The sequence below is a fragment of the Cystobacter fuscus genome, from assembly GCF_002305875.1.
Lineage (GTDB): Bacteria > Myxococcota > Myxococcia > Myxococcales > Myxococcaceae > Cystobacter > Cystobacter fuscus_A.
Window position 1 is genome coordinate 8,021,151 of the sequence record NZ_CP022098.1, and the last position, 22,575, is coordinate 8,043,725.

The 22,575-nt window shown below is 69.3% G+C and carries 19 protein-coding genes and 1 pseudogene; 15 read left to right on the plus strand and 5 right to left on the minus strand.

Going from position 1 to position 22,575, the window contains the following annotated elements; genetic code table 11:
* Positions 1–46: 46 nt before the first annotated feature.
* The 6 genes from CYFUS_RS32295 (at position 47) to CYFUS_RS32320 (ending at position 7,134) form a co-directional block, all read left to right on the plus strand.
* Complete coding sequence (locus CYFUS_RS32295; RefSeq protein WP_095988716.1) at positions 47–736, plus strand: Smr/MutS family protein; 690 nt, start codon at positions 47–49, stop codon at positions 734–736.
* A gap of 36 nt (positions 737–772) precedes the next feature.
* Positions 773–1,768 carry an adenosine deaminase gene (locus tag CYFUS_RS32300; protein ID WP_095988717.1) on the plus strand — a complete coding sequence of 332 codons (996 nt, stop codon included), beginning with the start codon at positions 773–775 and terminating at the stop codon, positions 1,766–1,768.
* A gap of 5 nt (positions 1,769–1,773) precedes the next feature.
* On the plus strand, positions 1,774–2,856 hold the full coding sequence (locus CYFUS_RS32305; protein WP_095988718.1) for a quinone-dependent dihydroorotate dehydrogenase: 1,083 nt from the start codon (positions 1,774–1,776) through the stop codon (positions 2,854–2,856).
* Positions 2,857–2,959: 103 nt separating this feature from the next.
* Positions 2,960–3,601: a hypothetical protein gene (locus CYFUS_RS32310; protein WP_095988719.1), complete on the plus strand. Its 642-nt coding sequence runs from the start codon at positions 2,960–2,962 to the stop codon at positions 3,599–3,601.
* A gap of 66 nt (positions 3,602–3,667) precedes the next feature.
* Positions 3,668–6,298: a hypothetical protein gene (locus CYFUS_RS32315; RefSeq protein WP_157758786.1), complete on the plus strand. Its 2,631-nt coding sequence runs from the start codon at positions 3,668–3,670 to the stop codon at positions 6,296–6,298.
* A gap of 119 nt (positions 6,299–6,417) precedes the next feature.
* Positions 6,418–7,134, plus strand: a complete 717-nt coding sequence (locus CYFUS_RS32320; RefSeq protein WP_095988721.1) for a DOPA 4,5-dioxygenase family protein — start codon at positions 6,418–6,420, stop codon at positions 7,132–7,134.
* Between the two features lie 10 nt (positions 7,135–7,144).
* Here the strand turns inward: CYFUS_RS32320 and CYFUS_RS32325 are convergent, their stop codons facing one another.
* Positions 7,145–8,137, minus strand: a complete 993-nt coding sequence (locus CYFUS_RS32325; protein WP_095988722.1) for a LysR substrate-binding domain-containing protein — start codon at positions 8,135–8,137, stop codon at positions 7,145–7,147.
* A gap of 242 nt (positions 8,138–8,379) precedes the next feature.
* Positions 8,380–10,671 carry a molybdopterin-dependent oxidoreductase gene (locus CYFUS_RS32330; protein WP_095988723.1) on the minus strand — a complete coding sequence of 764 codons (2,292 nt, stop codon included), beginning with the start codon at positions 10,669–10,671 and terminating at the stop codon, positions 8,380–8,382.
* A 49-nt stretch (positions 10,672–10,720) separates the two neighbouring features.
* On the opposite strand from CYFUS_RS32330, the gene CYFUS_RS32335 reads away from it, so the two are divergent.
* On the plus strand, positions 10,721–11,311 hold the full coding sequence (locus tag CYFUS_RS32335; protein ID WP_157758787.1) for a TetR/AcrR family transcriptional regulator: 591 nt from the start codon (positions 10,721–10,723) through the stop codon (positions 11,309–11,311).
* A 37-nt stretch (positions 11,312–11,348) separates the two neighbouring features.
* Here CYFUS_RS32335 and CYFUS_RS32340 read toward each other — a convergent pair whose 3' ends face one another.
* From CYFUS_RS32340 to CYFUS_RS54085, 3 genes are all read right to left on the minus strand, one after another.
* Positions 11,349–13,316, minus strand: a complete 1,968-nt coding sequence (locus CYFUS_RS32340; protein WP_095988724.1) for an ATP-binding protein — start codon at positions 13,314–13,316, stop codon at positions 11,349–11,351.
* A 286-nt stretch (positions 13,317–13,602) separates the two neighbouring features.
* A complete protein-coding gene (locus CYFUS_RS32345; RefSeq protein ID WP_095988725.1) occupies positions 13,603–15,432 on the minus strand; it encodes a multicopper oxidase family protein in 1,830 nt (609 codons plus the stop codon).
* Between the two features lie 237 nt (positions 15,433–15,669).
* The gene (locus CYFUS_RS54085) at positions 15,670–16,368 is read right to left on the minus strand and encodes a GntR family transcriptional regulator (protein WP_095992367.1); all 699 of its coding nucleotides are present in this window, start codon (positions 16,366–16,368) and stop codon (positions 15,670–15,672) included.
* A gap of 211 nt (positions 16,369–16,579) precedes the next feature.
* Here CYFUS_RS54085 and mdcA point away from each other — a divergent pair, with 211 nt between their 5' ends.
* The 8 genes and pseudogenes from mdcA to CYFUS_RS32385 all read left to right on the plus strand — a co-directional run bounded on the left by mdcA (position 16,580) and on the right by CYFUS_RS32385 (position 22,574).
* Positions 16,580–18,217 carry a malonate decarboxylase subunit alpha gene (gene mdcA / locus CYFUS_RS32355; protein ID WP_095988726.1) on the plus strand — a complete coding sequence of 546 codons (1,638 nt, stop codon included), beginning with the start codon at positions 16,580–16,582 and terminating at the stop codon, positions 18,215–18,217.
* 8 nt (positions 18,218–18,225) lie between these two features.
* Positions 18,226–18,540, plus strand: coding sequence for a malonate decarboxylase acyl carrier protein (mdcC, locus tag CYFUS_RS32360; RefSeq protein ID WP_095988727.1), 315 nt, complete (start codon positions 18,226–18,228; stop codon positions 18,538–18,540).
* On the plus strand, positions 18,537–19,430 hold the full coding sequence (locus tag CYFUS_RS32365; RefSeq protein ID WP_198316210.1) for a biotin-independent malonate decarboxylase subunit beta: 894 nt from the start codon (positions 18,537–18,539) through the stop codon (positions 19,428–19,430). The genes mdcC and CYFUS_RS32365 overlap by 4 nt, the downstream gene beginning before the upstream one ends.
* 2 nt (positions 19,431–19,432) lie before the next feature.
* Positions 19,433–20,137, plus strand: coding sequence for a biotin-independent malonate decarboxylase subunit gamma (locus tag CYFUS_RS32370; RefSeq protein ID WP_095988728.1), 705 nt, complete (start codon positions 19,433–19,435; stop codon positions 20,135–20,137).
* Complete coding sequence (mdcG, locus tag CYFUS_RS32375; protein WP_095988729.1) at positions 20,124–20,789, plus strand: malonate decarboxylase holo-[acyl-carrier-protein] synthase; 666 nt, start codon at positions 20,124–20,126, stop codon at positions 20,787–20,789. The genes CYFUS_RS32370 and mdcG overlap by 14 nt, the downstream gene beginning before the upstream one ends.
* A pseudogene (locus tag CYFUS_RS54090) lies at positions 20,786–21,145 on the plus strand (triphosphoribosyl-dephospho-CoA synthase); the annotation flags it as partial. The gene mdcG and the pseudogene CYFUS_RS54090, both read left to right, overlap by 4 nt.
* 125 nt (positions 21,146–21,270) lie before the next feature.
* Complete coding sequence (locus CYFUS_RS54095) at positions 21,271–21,660, plus strand: triphosphoribosyl-dephospho-CoA synthase (RefSeq protein ID WP_269770284.1); 390 nt, start codon at positions 21,271–21,273, stop codon at positions 21,658–21,660.
* Positions 21,657–22,574 (plus strand): ACP S-malonyltransferase, encoded by a 918-nt coding sequence (locus tag CYFUS_RS32385; RefSeq protein WP_095988730.1) that lies wholly within the window; start codon positions 21,657–21,659, stop codon positions 22,572–22,574. The genes CYFUS_RS54095 and CYFUS_RS32385 overlap by 4 nt, the downstream gene beginning before the upstream one ends.
* Position 22,575 lies beyond the last annotated feature (1 nt).

A 22,575-nucleotide genomic window follows, 5' to 3' on the forward strand; every position in this document is an offset into this window, starting at 1 on the left:
AAACCCGGTTGAACCGCGGCCCTACCTGTCGCATTACAGAGGGATCATGAGCGACCGAGGCCCTCCCAAGAAGAAGAACGAGGCGTTCAACAACCCCTTCAAGGCGGCTCTCACGGACCTCAAGAAGAAGCAGGCCGAGGCCGAGCCTCCCAGGAAGCCCCAGGCCCCTCCCCCGCCCCCCAAGCCGACCAAGGCCTCGCGCGCTCGCGAGGAGGACGACGCCTCCCTCTTCCTATCCGCCATGGACGGCGTGGAGCAGCTCACCAACCGGGGCGAGGCCCCCGCGCCCAACCCCCGCCTCCCGGAGATCATCGACGAGAACGCCGAGGCGCTCGCCGAGCTGGCCGAGATGGTGGCGGGCCAGGGCGACTTCGACATCTCCGGCTCGAACGAGTTCATCGAGGGCGCCGCTCCGGGACTCGACGCGCGGCTCATGCGCTCGCTGCGCCGCGGCGACTTCGTCCTCCAGGGCCAGTTGGATCTGCACGGCAAGACCCGGGCCCAGGCCCAGGAGGCCGTGGACCGCTTCCTCACCGAGAGCCACCGCGCCCGCAAGCGCTGCGTGCTCATCGTCCACGGCCGGGGGCTCAACTCCCAGGATCAAATCCCCGTGCTCAAGGAGTGGCTGCGCGACTGGCTCGGCCAGAAGCGGATCGGCAAGACGGTGCTGGCCTTCGCCACCGCGCGGCCCCAGGACGGCGGGGCGGGCGCGGTCTACGTGCTGCTGCGCCGGTAGCTGGACGCCCGGGCGGCGCTGTGCATACATGCCGCCATGGCACGCGATCTGATTGATCTGCATATCCACCTGGGCAGCTCCGTGGCTCCCCACGTCCTCTGGTCCCTCGCGCACCAGCAGGGCTTCAAGCTCCCGGTGAAGGACTACTTCGAGTTCGTCGAGCTCATCACCTCCCGACCCGGCAAGGTGGGCAGCCTCGAGGACTACCTGAAGATCCTCCACACCTGGACGGAGAAGCTCCAAAGCTCGCCCCTGGCCGTCGAGCGCTGTGTGTACGAGATCATCGGCAAGGAGTACCGCGGCAGCCGCGTCACCCAGATCGAGCTGCGCTTCAACCCCATGAAGCGCAACCTCAACTCCGAGCTCGACCTGGACCACATCATCCACGCGGCCCTGCGCGGCATGGACCGTGCCATGCTCGAGTACGGCGTGAAGGCGGGCCTCATCTTCTGCCTGGCGCGCGAGTTCGATCACCGGCTCAACAGCATCCTCGTGGACAAGGCGATCAAGTACCGCAATCGCGGCGTATACGGCATCGACCTGGCCGGCACGGAGACGAACGCGCTGGAGCTGGAGCCCGACGTGGTGACGCAGTACGAGGAGCTGTTCGAGCGCGCGCGCCAGGCGGGCCTCAAGTGCACCGTGCACACCGGAGAGACGCGCGGCACCGGCGCCGAGGGCGTCATGGCGGTGGTGGACAAGCTCAAGCCGCACCGCATCGGCCACGGCATCCGCGCCGCCTACGACGAGACGGCCATGAAGATGCTGCGCGAGCGCGGCGTGGTGCTGGAGATCTGCCCCACCTCCAACCTGCACACCCGCGCCGTGGACGGCATCGCCGAGCTCAAGCACATCCTGGCCACCTTCTGGGACCGGGGCGTCAAGTTCACCCTCAACACCGACGGCACCTACCTGCTGGAGACGGACATGCTGCGCGAGGTGGAGCTCGTCGAGAAGAACGGTCTGCTCACTCCCGCCCAGGTGGATCAGACGCTCGCCTGGGCGCGCCAGGCCTCCTTCATCCCCTCGTGAGCCCCATGTACGCCCTGCTGCGCGCCCTGCTCTTCCTCCTGTCCGCCGAGCGCGCCCATCGCCTGGGCATGGCCGCCCTGCGCGTCCTCGGACACTTGCCTGGGTTGTGCCGGCGCCTGCGTGCCCGCGCGCTCACCCCCGCCACCTACGACGCCTCGGTGCGGGTGGCGGGCCTCGCGTTCCACCACCCGGTGGCGCTCGCCGCGGGGCTCGACAAGGAGGCAGAGGCCGTGGACGGCCTGTTCGCGCTGGGCTTCTCCGCGGTGGAGGTGGGCACCCTCACCCCGCGACCCCAGCCGGGCAACCCCCGCCCGCGCCTCTTCCGCATCCCCGAGCACCGCGCCCTCATCAACCGCATGGGCTTCAACAACCACGGCGCCCCGTCCGCCGCGGAGCGCTTGCGCGCGCTCTCCTGGCGGCCCGCGCCCGTGGGCGTGAACATCGGCAAGAACAAGGACACGCCGCTGGAGCGCGCGGTGGACGACTACGTCGCGTGCGTCGACGCGCTCGCCCCGCTCGGGGACTACGTGGTGGTCAACGCGAGCTCCCCCAACACGCCCGGCCTGCGCCAGTTGCAGGAGCCCGAGCACCTCACCGCGCTGCTCCGGGCCGTCCAGGCGCGGCTCGCCCAGGTGGCGCCCGGCAAGCCCCTGTTCCTGAAGATCGCCCCGGACCTCACGCCCGAGGCGGTGGACGAGGTGGTGGACGTGGCGCGCGCCTGTGGACTCGCCGGCCTCATCGCCACCAACACCACGATTGCTCGACCCTTCGAGCATCCGGTGGCGAAGGAAGCCGGGGGCCTGTCCGGAGCCCCCGTGCGCGAGGCCGCCAACGCCGTCATCCGCCGGGCCTACGCGCGCAGCGGCGGCGCACTGCCCATCATCGGCGTGGGCGGCGTCTTCACCGCCGAGGACGTGTACGAGAAGCTGCGCGCCGGGGCCTCGGTGGTGCAGGTGTACACGGGCTTCATCTACGAGGGGCCCGGCATGGTGCGCCGGCTGCTCGCGGGACTGGGCCCCCTGCTCGCCCGGGATGGGCTGGGCTCGGTGCGCGAGGCCATTGGCGCCGAGCACCGTCCCCGGGCCTGAGCACCCGAGCCCCATCACCGGGGCGAGCCCAGGAGAGTTCATGCCGGAAGTGTGCGTGCCGCGAGGATGATACCGTCGGCCCATCACCTTTTCGGAGGCGTGCGTGGCATCACCCTGGGACGACTTCTGGCCAAAGTTCCTGCTCACCGTCGTGGACAAGGTGATCCTCGGTGGCGCCTTCGCCCTGGCCACCTACTTCCTGCAGAAGAGGCTGGAGGTCTTCAAGCGCGACCAGGCCCACGCCTCCGAGTTGGCGAAGTCACGCATCGCCGCCTACCACCGTGTGTTCGCGGCGGAGTCCGGCACGGAGTTCGCCCTGACCCTGGCGTGGTCCGCCGTGGGCCTGCTGGGCACCAGGACAGACGTGAGGGCGGTGACCGAACAACGGCAAGAAGCCGTCCGCAGGATGGATGACCTCCAGAAGCGCATCGAGGGCTTTCAAAACTCGCTGGGAACGGAGCGTTATCTGATCGGCGACAACTTCGCGCGCGCTGCTCTCGTGCTCAACGGCGAGCTCACCCAGGCCCTGCGGTTCATCCAGCACTGCATCGAAAGAGACGAGGCCCCGGACAAACTGGCGGTGGATCGACGCTCGCAGGCGATTCATCACGCCCGCCGTGCGCTCATGCTCTGTCTGCCGCCGTTCGCGAGGGCGCCCGCGGAGGATCTGCAATTCAGCGAGCCCGACGTCGACGACATCTACGCGGGGCTCACCACCCGGGTGCACCAGGCGCCGAGGAGCTGACGGCCCCCGCGACTCGAGGTGGATCGCGAGGGGCACAAAGGTGGCTATTCTCGCGAACCACCCGACATGGCGACCTCCCGATTGAGAGTGACCCTCCCCTGGCTCCGGCTGGTGCTGACGTTCGGCGCCTTGGGGGTGATGACCCTGCTGCTGATGCAGGTGCGGCTCCGCCTTCATTCCGGGGCGGCCGAGCCCGCACGGGACACCGTGCTCTGGTTGGATCCGCTCCCCCCCTGGCTGCCAGCGCCCACGTCACTCGACATCTCCGGACGCTGTGCCCCGGACATCCGGCGCATCGAACTCTCCCTGAGCGGGAGCCCACTCACCACGGAGTGCCTCTCCGGACGCTTCCTCTTCCAGGGGGTAGCGCTCGCGCCAGGCCGCAACGTGCTCCAGTTCTCCGCGGGCACTGTCCCACGGGTGACGGTGCGGAGCGTCGAGCTCCTCGGCATCGTGCCCCCGCGCCGTGTCCTGAGCCTGCGAGCCGTGGCGGAGGGCGCCCTGCTGCGTGTGGAGTCCGTCTTTCCCCGAGAGCAGGCCTCGTCCCTGGGCTTGCTGGCGGACGACACGAACGAGGCCCTCGCCCGCGTGTTCCAACCCGTCCTCCTCAACGACACCCCGGTCGATCACCTCGTCCGGCGAGGGCCGCACACGCCCACCCTCACCCTCGGCGCTTCCGAGGTCACGCTCTCCAAGTCCATTCCGCTGTCCCGCCGCGCCTACCCGGTCTTCGAGAAGCTGGTGCTCCGTTCGCGAGATGGCTTTCCCTTCTCGCGCGCCACGGACGAGTTCATCATCGAAAGTCCGGGGCTCGTGCCGCGCTCGGTGACCCCCCTGCCAGACTCGCTGGAAGGCGGGGTCGGCAGGTGGAAGGGCACCGGACAGGCCCCTGGACGCGCGACGGAGATCCGCCTTGCCTTCTCGGACGAAGCGACGCCCTCGAGGTGGGTGAGCCGGTTGTCCCAGCAACTGGCGCGGCTGCGCGCGGCCCTCCCCTCCTTCCTGCTCACCCCCGGCCCGGAGCTGCTCCTGCTCGTCGTGGCCTTCTGCCTGCTGGCACACCGGCTGGCCCGGACCACGCTCCCCGCGCCCTCCCCGGTTCCCAACCGCCTCGTCCAACTCTTCGACCCGGAGCTACCCCGAACCGGGCGCACGCGGCTGCTCGCGGAGTGGCTCGTCGCCTTCGCCCTGGTGGTCCCCCTCATCGAGCTGCTGCGTCCGCTGGCCGGTCCGCCGCGGCGTCTTCCCCCGGGCCTCTGGCCCTTCGGGGTGATGCTGGTGACGCTGGTCGGGACGCGGCTGGTGCGCGGGCGCTTCCCCGCCTTCCACTCGCGGTGGGGAGGTCTTCTCGCCGCTCCCTGGAGGGCCTCGGCCCTGCTGCTCCTGGTGACGGTGCTGCTGCCCTCGCCCTCCGAGCACGCCCTCTGGGGGCTGCGGCTGTTCATGGTCTCCAGCCTGCTCGGGCTCTGCCTCGCACCGTTGGTGCTCCAGCCCTCCGGCCGGGCATGGTCCCGGGGGGAGTGGGGTTGGTTCGTGCTGCTGCCGGGGCTGCTCGTCTACGCCCTGGCCATGCCCGCCCTGCGCGCCCAGGCCGAGGCGTCCCACCTCCCCATCCTCTGGGAGGCGCTGCGCTCCTCCACGGCCCTTCCGGAAGTCCTGGGACATGCCCTGCTGCTGGGGCTGTTGGCTTCGCTGGCCAGCTCCACCGAGCAGCGGGAGCCAGGGCCCATGCCGTGGGTGGGGGCCCTGCTCTTCGCGAGCCACGTGGTCGGCCTGCACGACAAGGTGGGGGGATGGGCACTTCCCGCCCTGTTGGGCCTCGCGCTCTTTCCCACCGTCCTGCTGCTTCCACCCGAGCGACGCAAGGCCCTGCTCGCCGGACGGGACAAGGTGCTGTCCCTGCGCAAGCAGTGGCTGGAGGAGCTGCCCCTGACGTGGCTGCAACAGATGCACGCCGCCCTCGAGGTGCTCGGCACGAAGTTCGCGAAGGGGGAGCTGTCGCTGAACGACTATCAGGAGCGTGCCTCGAAGCTCGAGCAGCGAATCGCCGAGGTCGAGAAGAACTTCTCGTTCGAGGGCACTCCGGCCAGGGACCTGGTGTTCGCGCATGGCCCCCTCGCGGGGGACTGGGAGAACGCGAAGCTGGCCATGCGCCTGGGGTGCCTCTTCTTCCTGCCAGTGACCCTGGCCTACACGGCGTGGGGGCTGACCCAGGTCTTTTCCTGGAAGGGTCTGGGCTTCCTGCTCATCTTCTACACGGCCAACGTCCTCGCCTCGGCGGCCCTGTTCGGGTTCTTCTTCTCGGGCCTCCGGGGACGCACGGGCCCGCGCAAGGCGCTCTGGCTCTGCCTGGTGACACTGCTCTGTCTGTTGCCCTCGTGGCTGGAAGTGCTCTCGCGCACGAACGACCTCGTGCTCTTCGTCTTCTCCATGCTGCACTCGATGATGATCTTCCTCCTGCTGGGGTTGTGCTTCGACGGGTGGGTGGCACGCGCGGCATGGGGCGACCGTTTCCGCTGGCGCACCTTCCTCGGGCTCGCGGGCCTCACGACGGTGACCGCCTCCCTGTCCCTGCTCGGCGCGAGCCTGGCCACCACCCTTGGCTCGGCGCTGACGGGACAGCTCTCCAAGACGGTCGTGCAGTTCGTGGGCATGGCCGTGGGGGGCGTGACCGGGGGCGAAGGACCCGTGCCCTGACACTGCTCGGCTGACCCTGTTCAGCCCGGTACCAGTATATGGATATGCCCAATCGTCATTGGTCGAGCGCCCGGGACGCTGCTTGACTGACGGTGGATCCGCCAGGTGGAGAGACGCAGATGTCAGAAGAACGAAAACCCATCCACACCGCCGAGAGCGATCAGGAGTGGGCAGACCTGCTGTCTCCCGGACGGCGCCAGTTGCTCGTCAATACCGGACTGGCCGCCGCCACGCTCCTCACCACGTCATTCTCCGCCGAGGCACTGGCGGCCGAGCAGGCCAGGTCGACTCCCGCCGCGACGCCACCACCGACGCCCCCTCGCCCCACGCCCGGCAAAAGCCCCTGGGGCTATGAAACCTACAAACAACCCACACCGCGCCCGGTCAGCCTGCGCCCGGGTGAGAGCACGCTGCCCACCACGCCGCGCCGGTACACCGACATCAAGAGCTACCACGCGCACGTCTACTTCGACGAAGACACCCATGAGAAAGCGGCACTGATCCGCAAATGGGCGGCCGAGCGATTCAACGTCGAACTGGGCGACTGGAACCTGGAACCGCGCGGCCCGCATGTCACGCCTTCGTTCTATTTCGGCTTCACCAATGACCTGGTTCCCATCATCATTCCCTGGCTGCAGCTCAACAGCCTGGGCCTGACCATCCTGTTGCATCCCAATACAGACGACCCTCGCTCGGATCATCTGTACTACGCGCTGTGGGTCAATCGCTCGCAGCCGGTGAACGCCTATCACTGGCCAAAACCCGAACCGGGCAAGGAACCCGAGATCGAGCAGATCTACCCCAACACCCGGCCCAGCGTGAAGCTGGAGAGCTGAGCGTGGCGTGTCATCCCAACGACGCGAGGCGCGACACCGCGGTGAACTCGGACCACGAGGGCACCGCCCCCCAGTCCACCGCCTCGCCCGCCAGAGCCCTGCGCACGTCGAGCGGGTCGACCCGCGGTGCCACCCCGGCGATGAAATCCATGGCGAAGTTGCACAACACCTGATCGCGCCGAAGCACGATCCAGGTGGTGCAGACCGGCAGCAGGCCGCCGATGGAAATGACCTTCAGGTCACGTGCGTCGTCGGCCAGCACGGCCATTTCCGCCAGGATGCCCACGCCCAGCCCGGCCCTCACGTAGGTCTTGATCAGGTCCGCGTCCAGTGCCGTGCAGGCGAGCATGGGCGCATGGCCGGCGAGCTGGAAGGCCTGGCGCAGGGTGGACTCGGGCCGCAGCGCCGATTCGTAGGTCACCAGCGGACAGGCGGCGAGGTCGGCGATGGTCGGCGCCCGCTTCAGCGTGGCCAGAGGATGCTTCCTGGGCACCACCAGCACCCGTTGCCACCGGAAGGCGGGAACCGCCACGCAGCCCTGTGGCGTGCCCACGGCACTGACGATCGACAGGTCCACCTCGCCCCGCCCGACCCACTCCAGCAGGTTCTTCTCGTCGGCCGGCAGCAGGTGCACCGCGACGGACGGATAGGTCCGACGCAGGCGTGCCACCGCCGAGGGCAGCACGAAGCGCGCCTGGGTATGCGAGCTGGAGATGCGTAGCTCACCGCTGTCCTGGTTGCGGTGGTTGGCGGCCAGCGCCTGGATGTTGGCCTCCTCGAGAACCATCAGCCGCGCCCGGCGCACCACCTCCTGGCCCGCATCCGTCAAGTGCTCGAGGTTCTTTCCCCTGCGGGTGAACAGTTGCAGGCCGAGTTCGTCCTCCAACAGCCGGATCTGCTTGGAAATGCCGGGCTGGGTGGCGTGAACGCGCTCAGCCGCGCGGCTGATGTTGAGGCCGGAGTCGACGATGGCGATGAGATAGCGGAGCTGGGTGAGCGTCATGGCTTGCCTGCATGGGGTCCACGGGAATCGGCACGAGGGAGCTCGAATACCGACAACACCCCATGGGGACGGCCTTCCCGCCCGCTTCGAAAAACGCCTTGCTCACGACTGCCTTCCTCACCGCATGTGGATCGGGCGTCGACCCATCCGCCCTCACGATACTTGCAACATCCGAGGGAAAATCAAGGCGACAGCGGTGTCGGAACGAGTCGTTTGACACCTTCCCGGGGCCTTCCCGGGGCCTACGGCGATTCGGACGCCTCCTGGATGGCGCGCACGCTCACCGGGACGTGCTTGTGGTACGGCGTGCGCGCGAGCGGATCGCAATGATCGCTCGCCGTGAGGCGGTTGACCTGCGGGCCGTTCGGCTCGCCCCCGCGATAGCGCATGCCGTATCCGTGGGGAATGATGACCATGCCGGGACGAAGCATCTCGTCGAGTTCGATGGTGACGGGGAGCTCACCCGTCGCCGATGTGCAGAGAGCTCGCGCACCTCGCCGCAACCCGAGCGCACGAGCGTCGTCGGGGTGCATCCGCATGGCACCGTCGAGGTCGGTCTTCCGCCACGCCGGATCCCGGTAGATCTGGTTCGCGTTGTATCCCCGGCGCTCGCCGGCGAGCAGCACCAGGGGGTGGTTCGACGCGGGTTCGTCGCGAAGCGCGTGAAGCGCCTGGAGCATCTCGGGGATGTCCAGATGGATGCGCCCGTCCCGGTGCCGGATGAACGACCACGTGTCCTCGAACTCATGCCGGGTGACCAGGGTCCCCTCCGCGCGCTCCAGAATGGCGTGGAACAACGACACGCCCAACGAGAACCGGTTGCCCCGGTGCCCGGCGCGGCGCACGGCGGCGGGCTCCCGGCTCGCCAGCTCGAGGGCCAGGGCGAGCAGGGGCGCCGCCGCGGCGGGAGGAACGCGCGAGGCGCTCGCGCGTGGGGTCCGCAGCGTCTGTCCCAGGGTACGGTAGATGATGGACGCGGCGAAGGGCCGAAGGCCGGGCTCCTTCGCCAGCAGGGCTCCCATCGCCGCGAGGAAGACGAGGTGCTTCGTCGCCGCGGGCTCTCGAGTGGCGATGCGCCGCAGCAGCGGGAATGACTTCGGGAGCGCACCCATCGCCTCGAGCAGGCGCGTGTAGATCTCTGGCTCCGGCAGGGCCTCCGCGCGCGGCGGGAACACGGGGTGGCGCAGATGGAACGCGTTGTCCGGGAACTCGAGGTTGAAGCCGGTGCACTCCCACTTCTCGAACTGCGTCGCCGCGGGCAGGACGTAGTGGGCGAACCGGGCGGTTTCCGTCATGGCCACGTCCACGACGACCAGCAGCTCGAGCTTGGAGAATGCCCGCTCATAGGCGGCGGTGTTCGCGCCCGTGAGCGCGGGGTTGGCGCTGTCGACGAACATCGCGCGGATGCGGTCCTCTCCCTCATGCTCGATCTCGCTCGGCAGGATGTTCGGCGGGTAGAGACCGGCGATGGGGTGCATCTTGTGATGGGCCGTGCGGGGGTGTCGGCTGTCCCGCTCGTCGGTGTGGCCGAGAAATGGGAGGAAGAACGAGTGGAAGTTGTTCCCACCTCGTTTGCCGAAGTTGCCGGTGACGAGGAACAGCAGCTTCTCGAGGTATGAGTTGAGCGTGCTGTGGAGGCTCTGTTGCAGGCCGAGGTCGATGCGCACGCAGGCCACACGGGCCTGGGCGAACCCCCGGGCCACGCGCTCGACGTCGGCGAGGGGCACGTCGGCCCGGCGGACGTAGTCCTCGATGGGAATCGAGCGCAGCTCCGCCTCCAACGCGGCGAAGCCGGTGCAGCGCCGCGCGAGGAACTCCCGGTCATGCAGGTCCTCACGCACGATGATGGCGAGGATGGCCGCCATCAGGAACGCGTCGTTACCGGGGCGAAGCTGCAGGTGGACGTCGGCGAGGCGCGCGGTCTCCGTCTTGCGCGGATCGACCACGACCATCTGGCGCGCGGGGTCCTTCTTCAGCTCGCGCAGGGTGTCGCGTGCGTTGGGGATGCCGTGCGCCTGGAACGGGTTGGTGCCAATGAACAGCACGAAGTCCGCGTGCTCCACGTCCTCGGTGAGGTGGCACCGCTGATCACCGAAGAGCCGTCCATTGACCCAGAAGTCGCCCGTCTTCTCCTGTGCGAGGGCGCTGTAGACGAAGCGGCTCTTCATCGCCTTCGTGAGCTGCCGGCTGTAGGCGCCGCCCAGGTGATTGCCCTGGCCGCCGCCGCCGTAGAAGGCGAACGCCCGCCCGCCGTGACGTTCACGGATGGCGATGAGGCGCCTGGCGATGTCCGCGAGTGCCTCGTCCCAGCCGACGCGGACGAAGGAGCCATCTGGCTCGCGCCGCAGCGGATGTTCGAGGCGGTCCGCGTTCTCCTGGTAGTGCTGCAGCCGCGCGGCCTTCTGGCAGAGGTAGCCCCTGGACACCGGATGCGCTTCATCGCCGCGAATGCTCGTGATGCGTGAACCCTCCACTTCGACGCGGAGTCCGCAATTGCGGGAGCACAGGATGCAGGCGGTCTGTTCGGTGGTCATGGAGGACCCTTGCCAGGAAGATAACGAACGTTATCCTGGTTGGCACCCCATGCGCCATCCCCCTGAACAGAAGTCGCGGTCCCGTGAGAAGCTCGTACGTGCCAGTGCCTCGCTCGCCAAGCAGCAGGGGTTCGCGGGCAGCGGAGTGGATGCGCTCGCGAGCGCGGCGGGGTTCACCAGCGGCGCGTTCTATCGGCACTTCGGAGGCAAGGACGATCTGCTGTCCTCCATCGTCGAGACGGAGCTCGAGGCGACGCGCGCTCGCTTCTCCACGATCGAGCCGCGCAACGAAGAGCAACTGCTCCTCGCCTTCGACGCCTACCTCAGCCTCGCGCATGTGCGGCATCCGGAGGCGGGATGCGTGCTGCCACCGCTGGCCTCGGAGGTGGGCCGCGCTCCGGACGAGACGAAGAAGGTGTTCGAGCGCGCGCTCGCGGAGCTGATGGCCGTCCTCGTCGAGAAGGTGGGTGACTCACCGGCCGCCTTCGCGATCCTCAACCAGTGTGTCGGGGCGGTGATGATCGCGCGTGGTCTCGCGACGGACAACGCGAAGCACGAGGTGCTCGCGGCCGCACGCAAGAGCGTACGCAATGGCCTCGCTTCGCTCCGGATGAGGCCCCCTCCCCAAGGGACGTTTTGATACCGATACCGCCACCCTCCCCGCGGGCATCGACAATTCAAGGCCCGAGGGGTGCGTGCGCGTCGGCCGCGCCCTCCAACACCGGGAGGGTGAAGTAAAAGGTCGAGCCGGACCCCACCTCGCTCTCCACCCAGATACGGCCTCCGTGGCGCTCGACGATGTCACGGCAGATGTAGAGCCCCAACCCCAGCCCTCCGAAGCCCGAGATGGGGGCGTTGCGCGCCCGGAAGAAGCGCTCGAAGAGGTGAGCCCGCTGGTCCGACGGGATGCCTATCCCCTTGTCCGTCACCGAGACGAGGGCCTGGGCACCATGTCGCTCCACCACGAGACGGATGGTTCCTCCCGTGGGGCTGTACTTGATGGCGTTCTCCAGCAGGTTCACCAGCACCTGGGCGAGCCGTCCCCGGTCCCCCTGGATGATGAGCGTCTCGTCGGGCTCCTCGTACACGAACGTGTGGTGCGGGCCGACCGGGCGGAGGTCCGCGAGCACCTCGCGGGTGAGTTGCTGGAGCGGCACGGGCTCATGCCTCAACTCCAGCCGTCCCGCCTGGATGCGCGAGGTGTCCAGCAGATCATTGATGAGCCCGGAGAGCCGCGCGACCTGGGCGAGCGTCTTCTCCACATGTTGGAGCAAGAGCTGTCCGGACACCGCCTTGTGCCGGAGCGCCTGCAAATGGAGCTTGAGGGGGGTGAGCGGAGTCTTCAGCTCGTGGGAGGCGATGGACAGGAAGTCGTCGCGCACGCGGATGGCCTCCTGGGCCTCGCGCAGCAGCCGCTCGCGCTCCGCCTGTGCACGGCGCTCCGTCGTCACGTCCCGATAGTTCCAGACGCGGCCGATGATGGTGTCTCCCAGCCGCTGGGGGCGCGAGTAGCGCTCGAGAATGCGCCCATCGCGCATCTCGATGGTGTCGACCCCCTCCTTTTCGGGGGTCGCGCGCAACGCCTCGACCCGCTCGCGGAACAGCTCCGGGTGCTGGACCTGGGGGAGCGCGTACCTGAGCATCTTCTCTCCGTCCCAGTCCTTCGTGAACTCGTCGGACATCCGCCAGAGTTCCAGGAACCTCCTGTTGTAGGCCGTGACTCGCCGGCGTTGGTCGACCACCACCACCCCATCCGCAGTCGATTCGAGGGTGGCGCGCAGGAGCGACACCATGTGCTCCAGGTACTCGCGAGCCCGGCGATGCTCGGTGATGTCCACCATGATGCCGCGCAGCTCGCAAGGGACGCCGTCCTCGGAAATCACCGTGACGATGTCGCGCAGCCACACGACGCGCCCATCCGCGGCGATCATCCGGTACTCGAATTCGTGCGCCCTGCACTCCATCGCCGCCTTCATGCAGAAGGCCGGAGCCCAGTCCTGATCCTCGGGGTGCAGGTGCTTCACCCAGAAATCAGGCTCCTGCATCCACCTCTGGGTGGAATAGCCCAACAGGCGCTCGGCCTGCTTGCTGACGAACGTGAAGCGGAACCTCGCATCGGTGGACCAGACGATGCCATCGACGGTGTCGGTGAGTTCCACGTGCTCGCGCTCGGAGCGAGTGAGCACCTGGGCCACCTCTTCCGGCGTTTCCCCCAGCAACGGACAGGTGGTGGACGGTGACTGGAACACGGGCCGTGCGGCGGGAACGAGGACGCGGACGGAGCCGATGAGCTCTCCCCCTCCATCCGCCGAGACCTCGACGGCGCTCAGCTCGACGGACAGGTGGACGAGCCTTCCCCGCGTCGTCCCGGCGCGGAACTCGACCGAGCACGACCCACCTGTCCGGAGCACCCTCCGCCAGGTCTCCAATACCCGGTCGAGGTCCTCCGGGTGCACGAGCCGCTGGACGAAGTCCCGTGCCTTGCACTCCTCCAGGGAATGGCCGAGGGCACGCGAGAGGGACGGGCTCACCCAGCGCAAGCGGGGGGGAAGGCCTCCACCGAGCCAGAGCATCGGGGAGTCCGGCGAGACATTCGCCGGGTCGGTCGCCTCCAGCCTTGCCTCGCTCCACTGAGTGTCGGCCATGTCTCCCTTCTTCCCCGCGAGCTGTCGCGACGCCCTTGACAATCAATACGCACAGCTCGGCTGGAAGTCCCGGCCGCTCCCTCGCTGGCCGGCCGGAAGGACCCCTCGCTCGCCTCGACGACCATGAATGACACGAACCCAACATCGATGGACAGCTCCCGATGCCGTGGCGCCAGCCAACGACTGTCAGACCGCTCCCTCATACCCAGACATGCGGCCAGGACGCTCCCTGGCCGCGCGGTCCGAGGCCCCCCCGCCACGGTATTTGTCCTTTCCCTTGTTGCGGTCAGCCCACCACCTGGTAGGGCCTCATCATCTCGTGGTCCTCATGCGAGAGGATGTGGCAGTGCCAGGCATACCGCCCGGGCCTGTCGAAGCGGGCGACGATCCGGGTGACCTCACCCGGGAAGGCTTGCACGGTGTCCTTCCAGCCCTGCTCGTCCGGCGGAGGCGGTTGGACCCCCCCCACGGAGACCTGGGTGAGGTCGAGGATGCCACCCGTGCCTTCGCTCTCCCCGGTGTGAGGGTCGAAGTGTTCCTTGGGAGTCACCGCGCCCTCGGCCACCGTGAGGGGAGCCCGGCCGAGCACCTGGAAGTGGACCATGTGCAGGTGGATGGGGTGGGCGTCCGCCGTGACGTTGTAGATCTCCCAGACTTCCACCGCGCCCAGGACGGGGTTCTCGGTGATGGGCTCGTCCCACAGGAAGGTCTCGAGCCGTTGGGGCTGAACCTGCCCGCCGAGCAGCGGCTTGATGCGGCCGAAGCTGTCCGTGCCCTCGAAGAGCAGCACCTTGCGCTCTCGCGTGGCCGTGAGCGGCTGGAGAGGGCCATGTTTGGGACGCAGTGTGCCGGGAATGCCGCCCGGGAGCGCCTTGCGCACCTCCGAGGAAGGCCAGGAGTGCCCGCGCAGCGGAAGGCTCACGTCGAAGCGCATGATGTCCCGGGTGGGATCCTCCGGCGCCAGCGGATCACCCGCCGGGAAGGGGACGGGCGCATCATTGTGGAGGGTGAGCCGCGCGCCCTCCAACCCCTTGAAGTCAATCACCAGATCCCTGCGCTCTCCGGGCGCGAGAACGAACGGCTCGTCGAGAGGCACCGGGTGATTGAGCAGACCCAGCTCCGTGCCCACCTGGAAGACGCGGCCGCGCATGTCCTGGTTGAAGAAGAGCCGGTAGAAGCGCGAGTCCGAGCCATTCAACATGCGCAGACGGTACTGGCGAGGCTCCACCTCCAGCCGCGGCCAGGCCATGCCGTTGACCAGGATGAAATCGCCGAAGAACTCCGGAAGCACACTGGGGAAGGGGGCCGTCGTGTCGGGCGGAGGCGTCGCCGGATAGAAGAGCTGGCCCTGGTCGGTGAACATCCGGTCCTGGATGGCGAGTACAATCTCATACGGCCCGCCCGGCAACACATTGAGGGGCTTCAGCCACTGCTCGTTCTCGTCCCGCAGCAGATAGAATCCCGCCAGGCCGGCGTAGACGTTGAGGCGGGTGATGCCGAGCGTATGGTCGTGGTACCAGAGCGTCCCCGCCTCCTGGGTGTTGTCATAGCGATAGAGTGGCTTGCTCCAATCAGGCCCCCGTTCCAGATAGCGCTGGGTGAACCAGGCCTCGGGGAGCCCATCACTCTCGGGCTCGGTGTGGCCACCGTGCAGGTGGGTGACCGTGGGCACTCCGAACCCGGGCCTGGCCAGATGGATGCTGGTGTCGACGGGCAGCAGGTGTGCCCGCGGAAACGGAAGGAGGGGCCGAGGCAGGGTGTTGCGCCACTCGACCACCAACGGAACGTTCTTGAAGGCCTCGAGAGTCGGACCGGGATAGCTCGCCTTCTGGCCCCGCAGTCCATAACCCCAGACCGTGGTCATGAGTTTGTTGCCGGAGGGACTGGTGAGCCCCAGCCATTGCTGGAGTTCTTCCATCTGCACATGGAGCTGGCCCACGAGGGTGGCGTCCACCCGCTGCGGGAGCGGGAGCAGATTCACGAAGCGCTGCCCGGGTGGCGGGGGCGGCAGGAGGAGGTACGTGTCAGCGTGGGCCTGCTGGCGAAGGACATCCGGCAGCAGCAAACCGGTACCCACCGCCGCGCCAGTACGCAAAAGACCTCGTCGACTGATCATGAGGGCCTCCGTTCGAGAGAGCCCCCAACGTGCTGCTGGCCTCCCCCTTCGACTACCGGCTGGCAGGGTGAAACCGCCGTCCGGTAGTCGCACGGACACCTCTCACGTAAGCCAGCGAATAACCGACAAACATTCTCTCTCTTCCAGCGTGGAGCCCTTCCTCGCCCCCTGAAATGAGGCCCCCCCGGAGCTCGCCGGGTGCGCGGGCCGTACGTGCCCCTCGCCCGGGGAGCCTGTTCACAGCGAGTGGATGTAGTGGGTCAGCGCGCTGCTCGCGTTGAGCAGGTGCGCGCGCATGCACCGCGCGGCCTCCTCTCCGTCCCCTCGGGCGATGGCCCGCATGAGTTCCTCATGCTCGGAGCGCGAGCGCGTCATCCGGTCTCCCTGCCGCAGCTGCGTCCGGCGGAACGCTGCCATGCGCGTGCGCAGCGCCAGCGCCTGCTCCACCATGAACTGGTTGTGGGTCGCCCGGTAGAGGGTCTCGTGGAAGCGCCGGTTGAAGTCGTCGTAGGCGTCCAGGTCTCCCGCGCGCACCATCGCCGCCGAGCCCTCGTGCAACTGTTGCAACTGGCTGCGCTCCAGCGGCGTCATGCGCCAGGTCGCCAGCCGCACGCACATGGCCTCGAGCTCCGCCGTCATCTCGAACATGTCCATGATGCGCTCGGGCGACAGCGGCGTCACCACCACGCCCCGGCGCGGGCGCAGTTCCACCAGCCCCGTCACCGACAACTGCCGCAGCGCCTCGCGCACCGGCGTGCGCGACGCCCCGAAGCGCGTGGCGAGCTGCTGCTCGTCCAGCGCCACCCCCGGCTTGAGCGCCCCCGTGGCGATCTCCTCCTCCAACGCCAGGCGGATCCGCTCGGACAACAGCTCGCGCTGCTCCTCCAGCGCCTCGTCCTCGCTCGCCTCGTCCCTCGTCCGCTCGTTCACGCGCATGGGTTCCTCCATCCTCTCCCGCCCCGGTATCCGAAGGCCACCCCGTATACATAACGCCATGCATCATGGATTCTGGCATACAGTTGCCGGAATTTATCGTCTCGCGTATACAATTCTCTCCAGCAGGAAGAACACGGGAGACATGGCGGGGCCGTGGTTCCCGAGGCCGGGCAGCCCGACGGGCCGCCCCCTCCAGGCACGAGGACGGAGCATGCGCGACTGGAATCAACAGGCTCGCAACCGGGACGCGCGGATGGCGCGGGCCGCGGGGCTGGCGCGAGGCAAGGTCGTGGAGGCGAAGGACGCGCGCGAGCTGCTCGAGCGGGTGCTCGAGCCCGGAGACCGCGTCTGCCTCGAGGGCAACAACCAGAAGCAGGCGGACTTCCTCGCCCGGCAGCTCGCCTCGGTGGATCCCCAGCGCGTGCGGGGGCTGCACCTGGTGCAGTCGGTGCTCGCCCTGCCCGAGCACCTGGACGTCTTCGACAAGGGCGTGGCGAGCCGGCTGGACTTCTCCTTCTCGGGGCCACAGAGCGCGCGGCTGGCGAGCCTCGTGGGTTCGGGGCGCATCGCCATTGGCGCCATCCACACGTACCTGGAGCTGTTCGGCCGCTACTTCATGGACCTCACGCCCCGGGTGAGCCTGGTGGCGGCCCAGTCCGCGGACGCCGCGGGCAACCTCTACACGGGGCCCAACACCGAGGACACCCCCGTCATCGTCGAGGCCACCGCCTTCAAGCGCGGCATCGTCATCGCCCAGGTGAACGAGCTCGTCGACACCGTGCCCCGCGTGGACATCCCCGGCGGCTGGGTGGACTTCATCATCCGCAGCCCCTCGCCCCACTACATCGAGCCGCTGTTCACCAGAGACCCGGCGCTCATCTCGGAGATCCAGGTGCTCATGGCCATGATGGCCATCAAGGGCATCTACGCCGAGTACGAGGTCGACCGGCTCAACCACGGTATCGGCTTCGACACCGCCGCCATCGAGCTGCTGCTGCCCACCTACGCCGCGTCGCTCGGCCTGAAGGGGAAGATCTGTCGGCACTGGGCGCTCAACCCCCACCCGGCGCTCATCCCCGCCATCGAGGCGGGGTTCGTCGAATCGGTGCACTCCTTCGGCTCGGAGCTGGGCATGGAGGACTACATCCGCGCGCGCTCGGACATCTTCTTCACGGGCCCTGACGGCTCGCTGCGCTCCAACCGCGCGTACAGCCAGGCGGCGGGCCACTACGCGTGTGATCTGTTCATCGGCTCCACGCTGCAGATAGATCTGGAGGGCAACAGCTCCACGGCCACCCAGGGCCGCATCGCGGGCTTCGGCGGAGCACCGAACATGGGCGCGGACGCACGGGGCCGCCGCCACGCGAGCCCCACGTGGCTCAAGGCGGGACGCGAGGCGGGCACGTCCGCCATGCCCCGGGGCCGCAAGCTCGTGGTGCAGATGGTGGAGACGTTCCGCGAGCACATGCAGCCGGCCTTCGTGGAGAAGCTCGACGCCTGGGCCCTGGCCGAGAGCGCCGGCATGGCCCTGCCCCCGGTGATGATCTACGCGGACGACGTGAGCCACATCCTCACCGAGGAGGGCATCGCCAACCTGCTCCTGTGCCGCACCCCGGAGGAGCGCGAGCAGGCCATCCGGGGCGTGGCGGGCTACACCCCGGTGGGACTCGGGCGGGACAAGCGCGCCGTGGAGAACCTGCGCGACCGGGGAATCATCCGGCGGCCGGAGGACCTGGGCATCGACAAGCGTCAGGCGAGTCGGGACTTGCTCGCCGCGAAGTCCATCAAGGATCTGGTCCGCGCCTCGGGCGGCCTCTACTCGCCGCCCAAGCGCTTCCGCAACTGGTGAGGACCCCCATGGAAACCCTGCGATTCACCTACCAAGGCGGACGGCCCGCCACGGGCAAGGCGCCGGAGATCTCCGGAGTGCTCGGCTCGGGCAACCTGGAGGTGCTCGTCGAGCCCGCGGACCTGGGCGGCGCCCTGCACGTCGAGGTCCTCACCGCCGCCGTGGGCTTCGGCCGCATCTGGCAGGCGGTGATGGATGACTTCTTCGCGCGCTGGCCACTCGGCGACGTGCGCATCTCCATCAATGACGCGGGCGCCACTCCCGCGGTGGTCAGCCTGCGGCTGGACCAGGCCCTCGAGGCGTTCGAGAAAGGCACGCCATGAGCCAGAGCACCGTGAGCCAGAGCTACTATGAAGCGACCGCGCGCGAGCGCGTGGCGGGACTGCTCGACGCCGGGAGCTTCCAGGAGCTGTTGCCTCCTTCCGCGCGGATGATGAGTCCGCACCTGAAGGAGCTCGACACGCCGGCCGCCTTCGATGACGGCATCATCGTGGGCCGGGGCCTTCTGGGAGGCCAACGGGTGCTGGTGGCCGCGCAAGAGGGCGGCTTCATCGGCGGCGCGGTGGGCGAGGTGCACGGCGCCAAGCTCAAGGGGCTGCTCGAGCGCGCGCTCGACGAGCGCCCCGCGGGCGTGCTGCTCCTGGTGGAGTCCGGAGGCGTGCGCCTGCACGAGGCCAACGCGGGCCTCATCGCCGTGTCCGAGGTCATGCGCGCGGTGCTCCGGGTGCGCGGCGCGGGCATCCCGGTGATCGTGCTCGATGGCGGCAAGTATGGCTGCTTCGGCGGCATGGGCATCGTCTCGCGGCTGTGCGACGCGGTCATCATGAGCGAGGAGGGACGGCTGGCCCTCTCCGGCCCCGAGGTCATCGAGACCACCAAGGGCGTGGAGGAGTTCGATTCCAGGGACCGGGCGCTGGTGTGGCGCACCCTGGGCGGCAAGCACCGCTACCTGCTCGGCGAGGCCACGTCGCTCGTCGAGGACGACATCGGCGCGTTCCGGACCGAGGCCCTGGTGCTGCTCGACCGCGCGCCCGACCTGAGCCTGGAGGCCATCGAGGCGGAGCACGCCTTCCTCGGTGAGCGGCTGCGGCGCTTCGGCGAGTGTGCCGACGCGCTCGACATCTGGGCGGCCCTGGGCATCGAGCAACCCGAGCGGCTGCCGGTGCTCGACACCCCCACCTTCCTGGCCACCGTGCGTGGCAAGAGGGCCTGAGCATGGACGCGCGCACCCTGTTCGATCGGCTGTTTCCCCAGGGCCATGACATCCGCTTCGAGGAGCCGTTCTTCTCCGGCACGGGACGCAATGGCGAGACCACGCTCGCGGTGCTCGGCACCCAGGACAAGGCGCCCATCAGCGCGGCGCTGGCGCACCGCATGGCCACCGAGGTGCTCCGCGTCGTCCGCGAGCACCCGGGCCGTCCCCTGCTGCTGCTCGTCGACACCTCCGGGCAGGCGCTGAGCCGCCGGGACGAGCTGCTCGGCATCAACGGGTACATGGCCCATCTGGCCAGGTGCCTGGAGGTGGCGCGGCGCCGGGGCCACCGCATCCTCGGGCTCGTCTGGGCCGAGGCCGTCAGTGGAGGCTTCCTCGCCAGCAGCCTGCTCGCTGACGCCTGCTATGCCCTGCCCGAGGCGGAAATCCGGGTGATGAACCTGCCGGCCATGTCCCGTGTGACGAAGATTCCCCTGGCGCGGCTCGAGGCCCTGAGCGTCCAGTCGCCCGTGTTCGCTCCGGGCGTGGAGAACTACCGGCGCATGGGCGCCATCACCGCCGTCTGGGACGGAGATCTGGCGCGCCACCTGGCCGAGGCGCTCGCCGCACCCCTCGAGGAGGATCCGCGCAGCGCCCTGGGTGAAGCCCGGGGCGGCCGTCAGCTCGCCCACCGCGTGGCCAACAGGGTCCGTCATGACGTGCTCTGAGCCCCTCACGCGGCATCACTGGGTGCGGCTGGATGCCGGTTGGGAGCACCACCTGCGCTCTCCCCTCGCCCCCGAGGCCCGAGAGCAACTCCTGGACTGGTGCGGCCGCGGACGGCCCTTCGTCGTGGCCCGGGCGGACGCGGCGGACACGGAGGAGGACGTGCGGCTGGGACTCGCCCTGCCCGACAAGCGCCGCATCGCGCTCCACGTCGGCCGCGCCGCCGTCCTCTCCTCCCGGCCCCCGCTCGCCCTCCGGGACGTGTGGCACACCGCTCCCGAGTCGTGGCGCTCCGTCCTGCGGCACCTGTCCTTGCTCGGGGAGACGCTCGGCGTCCCGGTGGGCGTGTTCGGCTCGTTGGCCTGGGAGTACCTGTCCGGCGTGAGGTACGTCCGGCCGGACTCGGATGTGGACCTGTTGTTCTCCCCCACCCGGTGGACGGACGTGGAACGGCTCCTGTCCGCGCTGGAGGCCACGTCCCGCACACCGGGCGGGGTGCGGCTGGATGGAGAGGTGCTGCTGCCCGATGGCGGCGCGGTCGCCTGGCGGGAGCTGGCCTCGCGGCCCCACCGGTTGCTCGTGAAGGGCCCCCGGGGCGCGGGACTGCGCGCCTGGAAGGACCTCACGGCGCTGTTCGCGGGGGCTCCGGCATGACGCGGCCCGTGCTCCGCCAGCCAGTGGTGTTCGCGCCCGATACGGCCGGAATTGGCCGGGACGCGATCCGGGCGCTGTACGCCGAGCTGGCCCTGTACCCCAAGCCCGGCCTCGTCAGTCCGCTCGACTCGGGCAGCCATGACGACATGGACATGGGCACCTTCATGCGCAGCCTGTTCTCGCTGCGCGGCTACTTCCGCGACATCGCCGCCGCGGGAGCCAGGGGCGCGGACTTCCCGGAGCTGCGAGCGCTCGGCCTCGACGCGGAGCGACGGATGCTGGTGGCCACCGAAGGCATCAACACCCACCGGGGCGCCATCTTCAGTCTGGGGCTGCTGGCCGCCGCAGCGGGGGCGCTCAAGCGCGAGGGCCTGTCCCTGTCGGGCGCCGCCCTGGGCGAGGCCGTGCGCGAGCGCTGGGGCGGGCCCTCGTCGAGGCCGGCCACGCGGCCCGTCACGACGACAGCCATGGGGCGCGCGCCATCCGCCGCTACCACGTCCGGGGCGCCCGGGAGGAAGCCTCCGAGGGCTTTCCCCTCGTGTTCACCACCGCCCTGCCCGCGCTCGACGGCGTGCTCGCGCGCACGGGCTGTCTCGAGCGGGCGATGGTGCAGGCCCTGTTCGCGCTGATGGCGGTGCTCCCGGACACCAACCTGCTGCACCGGGGTGGCGCGGCGGGACTGGACTTCGTGCGGGACGAAGCCCGGAGCGTCCTCGAGGCGGGAGGTGTCCTCGCGCCGGACTGGCGGGAACGGGCTCTCGTGCTGCACCGGGCCTGCGTGGCGCGGCGGCTGTCTCCCGGTGGCTCAGCGGATCTCCTGGCCGCCACCTGGTTCGTGCACCACCAGCGGCGCGGGGCGGAGCGGCCATGAGCCTGGGAATCCTCTGCCCGGGCCAGGGCGCGCAGCACCCGGCGATGCTCGAGCCCCTGAGCACGCCCCCCGAGGCCCGCGCGGTGCTCGACACCGCGAGCGAGGTGCTCGGAGCCAGTCCCTGGACGCTCATGAAGGGCCCCGCCGAGGCGCTCTACGTCAACGCCCTGGCCCAGCCGCTGCTGTGCGCCGTGCAACTGGCGACGTGGACGGCGCTGCGCTCCCGGCTGCCCACGCCGCGCGTCTTCGCGGGCTACAGCGTGGGGGAGCTCGCCGCCTACGGGTGCGCGGGAGCCCTCGACGCCGGGGAGCTGTTCACGCTCGCCCAGGCGCGAGCCCGGGTGATGGATGACGCGGGTCCGGCGGACAGCGGCATGCGGGCGGTGCGGGGCCTGTGTCGCAAGCGGCTGGAGCCCCTGCTCGAGGCGCACGCGGTGCACATCGCCCTCGTCAATGGCACGGGCCGCTTCGTCATTGGAGGACGGGAAGAGGACTTGAGGCGACTCGAGCCGGAGCTCTCCGCCCAGGGAGGCTCGGTGACGGTGCTTCCGGTGCACGTGGCGTCCCATACGCCCCTGCTGGCGTCGGCGGCGCGCGCCTTCGGCGAGCACCTGGCCCACAGCGGCCTCCGGGCACCCGTCACGCCCGTGCTCGCGGGCATCGACGGCACGCCGGTGTCCACGCGCGAGCGGGCGCTCACCACGCTCACCCGGCAGGTGGCAGAGACGGTGGACTGGGCCGCGTGCATGGCGGGACTGGCCGAGGAGGGCTGCACGGTGCTGCTGGAACTCGGCCCCGGCGCCGACCTGAGTCGGATGGTGCGTGACACCCTGCCCTCGCTGTCCGTGCGCTCCGTGTCCGAGTTCAAGACCCTGGAGGGCGTGTGCTCCTGGGTGCTGCGCCAACTGGAGTGAA

Bases quoted from the DNA above. Each gene is read 5' to 3' on its own strand.
- mdcA (WP_095988726.1), top strand. From the start codon at position 16,580: ATGCGCGACTGGAATCAACAGGCTCGCAACCGGGACGCGCGGATGGCG.
- CYFUS_RS32330 (WP_095988723.1), bottom strand. From the start codon at position 10,671: ATGACCACCGAACAGACCGCCTGCATCCTGTGCTCCCGCAATTGCGGA.
- CYFUS_RS32315 (WP_157758786.1), top strand. From the start codon at position 3,668: ATGGCGACCTCCCGATTGAGAGTGACCCTCCCCTGGCTCCGGCTGGTG.
- CYFUS_RS32295 (WP_095988716.1), top strand. From the start codon at position 47: ATGAGCGACCGAGGCCCTCCCAAGAAGAAGAACGAGGCGTTCAACAAC.
- CYFUS_RS32325 (WP_095988722.1), bottom strand. From the start codon at position 8,137: ATGACGCTCACCCAGCTCCGCTATCTCATCGCCATCGTCGACTCCGGC.
- CYFUS_RS32335 (WP_157758787.1), top strand. From the start codon at position 10,721: ATGCGCCATCCCCCTGAACAGAAGTCGCGGTCCCGTGAGAAGCTCGTA.
- CYFUS_RS32365 (WP_198316210.1), top strand. From the start codon at position 18,537: ATGAGCCAGAGCACCGTGAGCCAGAGCTACTATGAAGCGACCGCGCGC.
- CYFUS_RS32370 (WP_095988728.1), top strand. From the start codon at position 19,433: ATGGACGCGCGCACCCTGTTCGATCGGCTGTTTCCCCAGGGCCATGAC.
- CYFUS_RS32300 (WP_095988717.1), top strand. From the start codon at position 773: ATGGCACGCGATCTGATTGATCTGCATATCCACCTGGGCAGCTCCGTG.
- CYFUS_RS32340 (WP_095988724.1), bottom strand. From the start codon at position 13,316: ATGGCCGACACTCAGTGGAGCGAGGCAAGGCTGGAGGCGACCGACCCG.
- mdcG (WP_095988729.1), top strand. From the start codon at position 20,124: ATGACGTGCTCTGAGCCCCTCACGCGGCATCACTGGGTGCGGCTGGAT.
- CYFUS_RS32385 (WP_095988730.1), top strand. From the start codon at position 21,657: ATGAGCCTGGGAATCCTCTGCCCGGGCCAGGGCGCGCAGCACCCGGCG.
- CYFUS_RS32345 (WP_095988725.1), bottom strand. From the start codon at position 15,432: ATGATCAGTCGACGAGGTCTTTTGCGTACTGGCGCGGCGGTGGGTACC.
- mdcC (WP_095988727.1), top strand. From the start codon at position 18,226: ATGGAAACCCTGCGATTCACCTACCAAGGCGGACGGCCCGCCACGGGC.
- CYFUS_RS32320 (WP_095988721.1), top strand. From the start codon at position 6,418: ATGTCAGAAGAACGAAAACCCATCCACACCGCCGAGAGCGATCAGGAG.
- CYFUS_RS54085 (WP_095992367.1), bottom strand. From the start codon at position 16,368: ATGCGCGTGAACGAGCGGACGAGGGACGAGGCGAGCGAGGACGAGGCG.
- CYFUS_RS32305 (WP_095988718.1), top strand. From the start codon at position 1,774: ATGTACGCCCTGCTGCGCGCCCTGCTCTTCCTCCTGTCCGCCGAGCGC.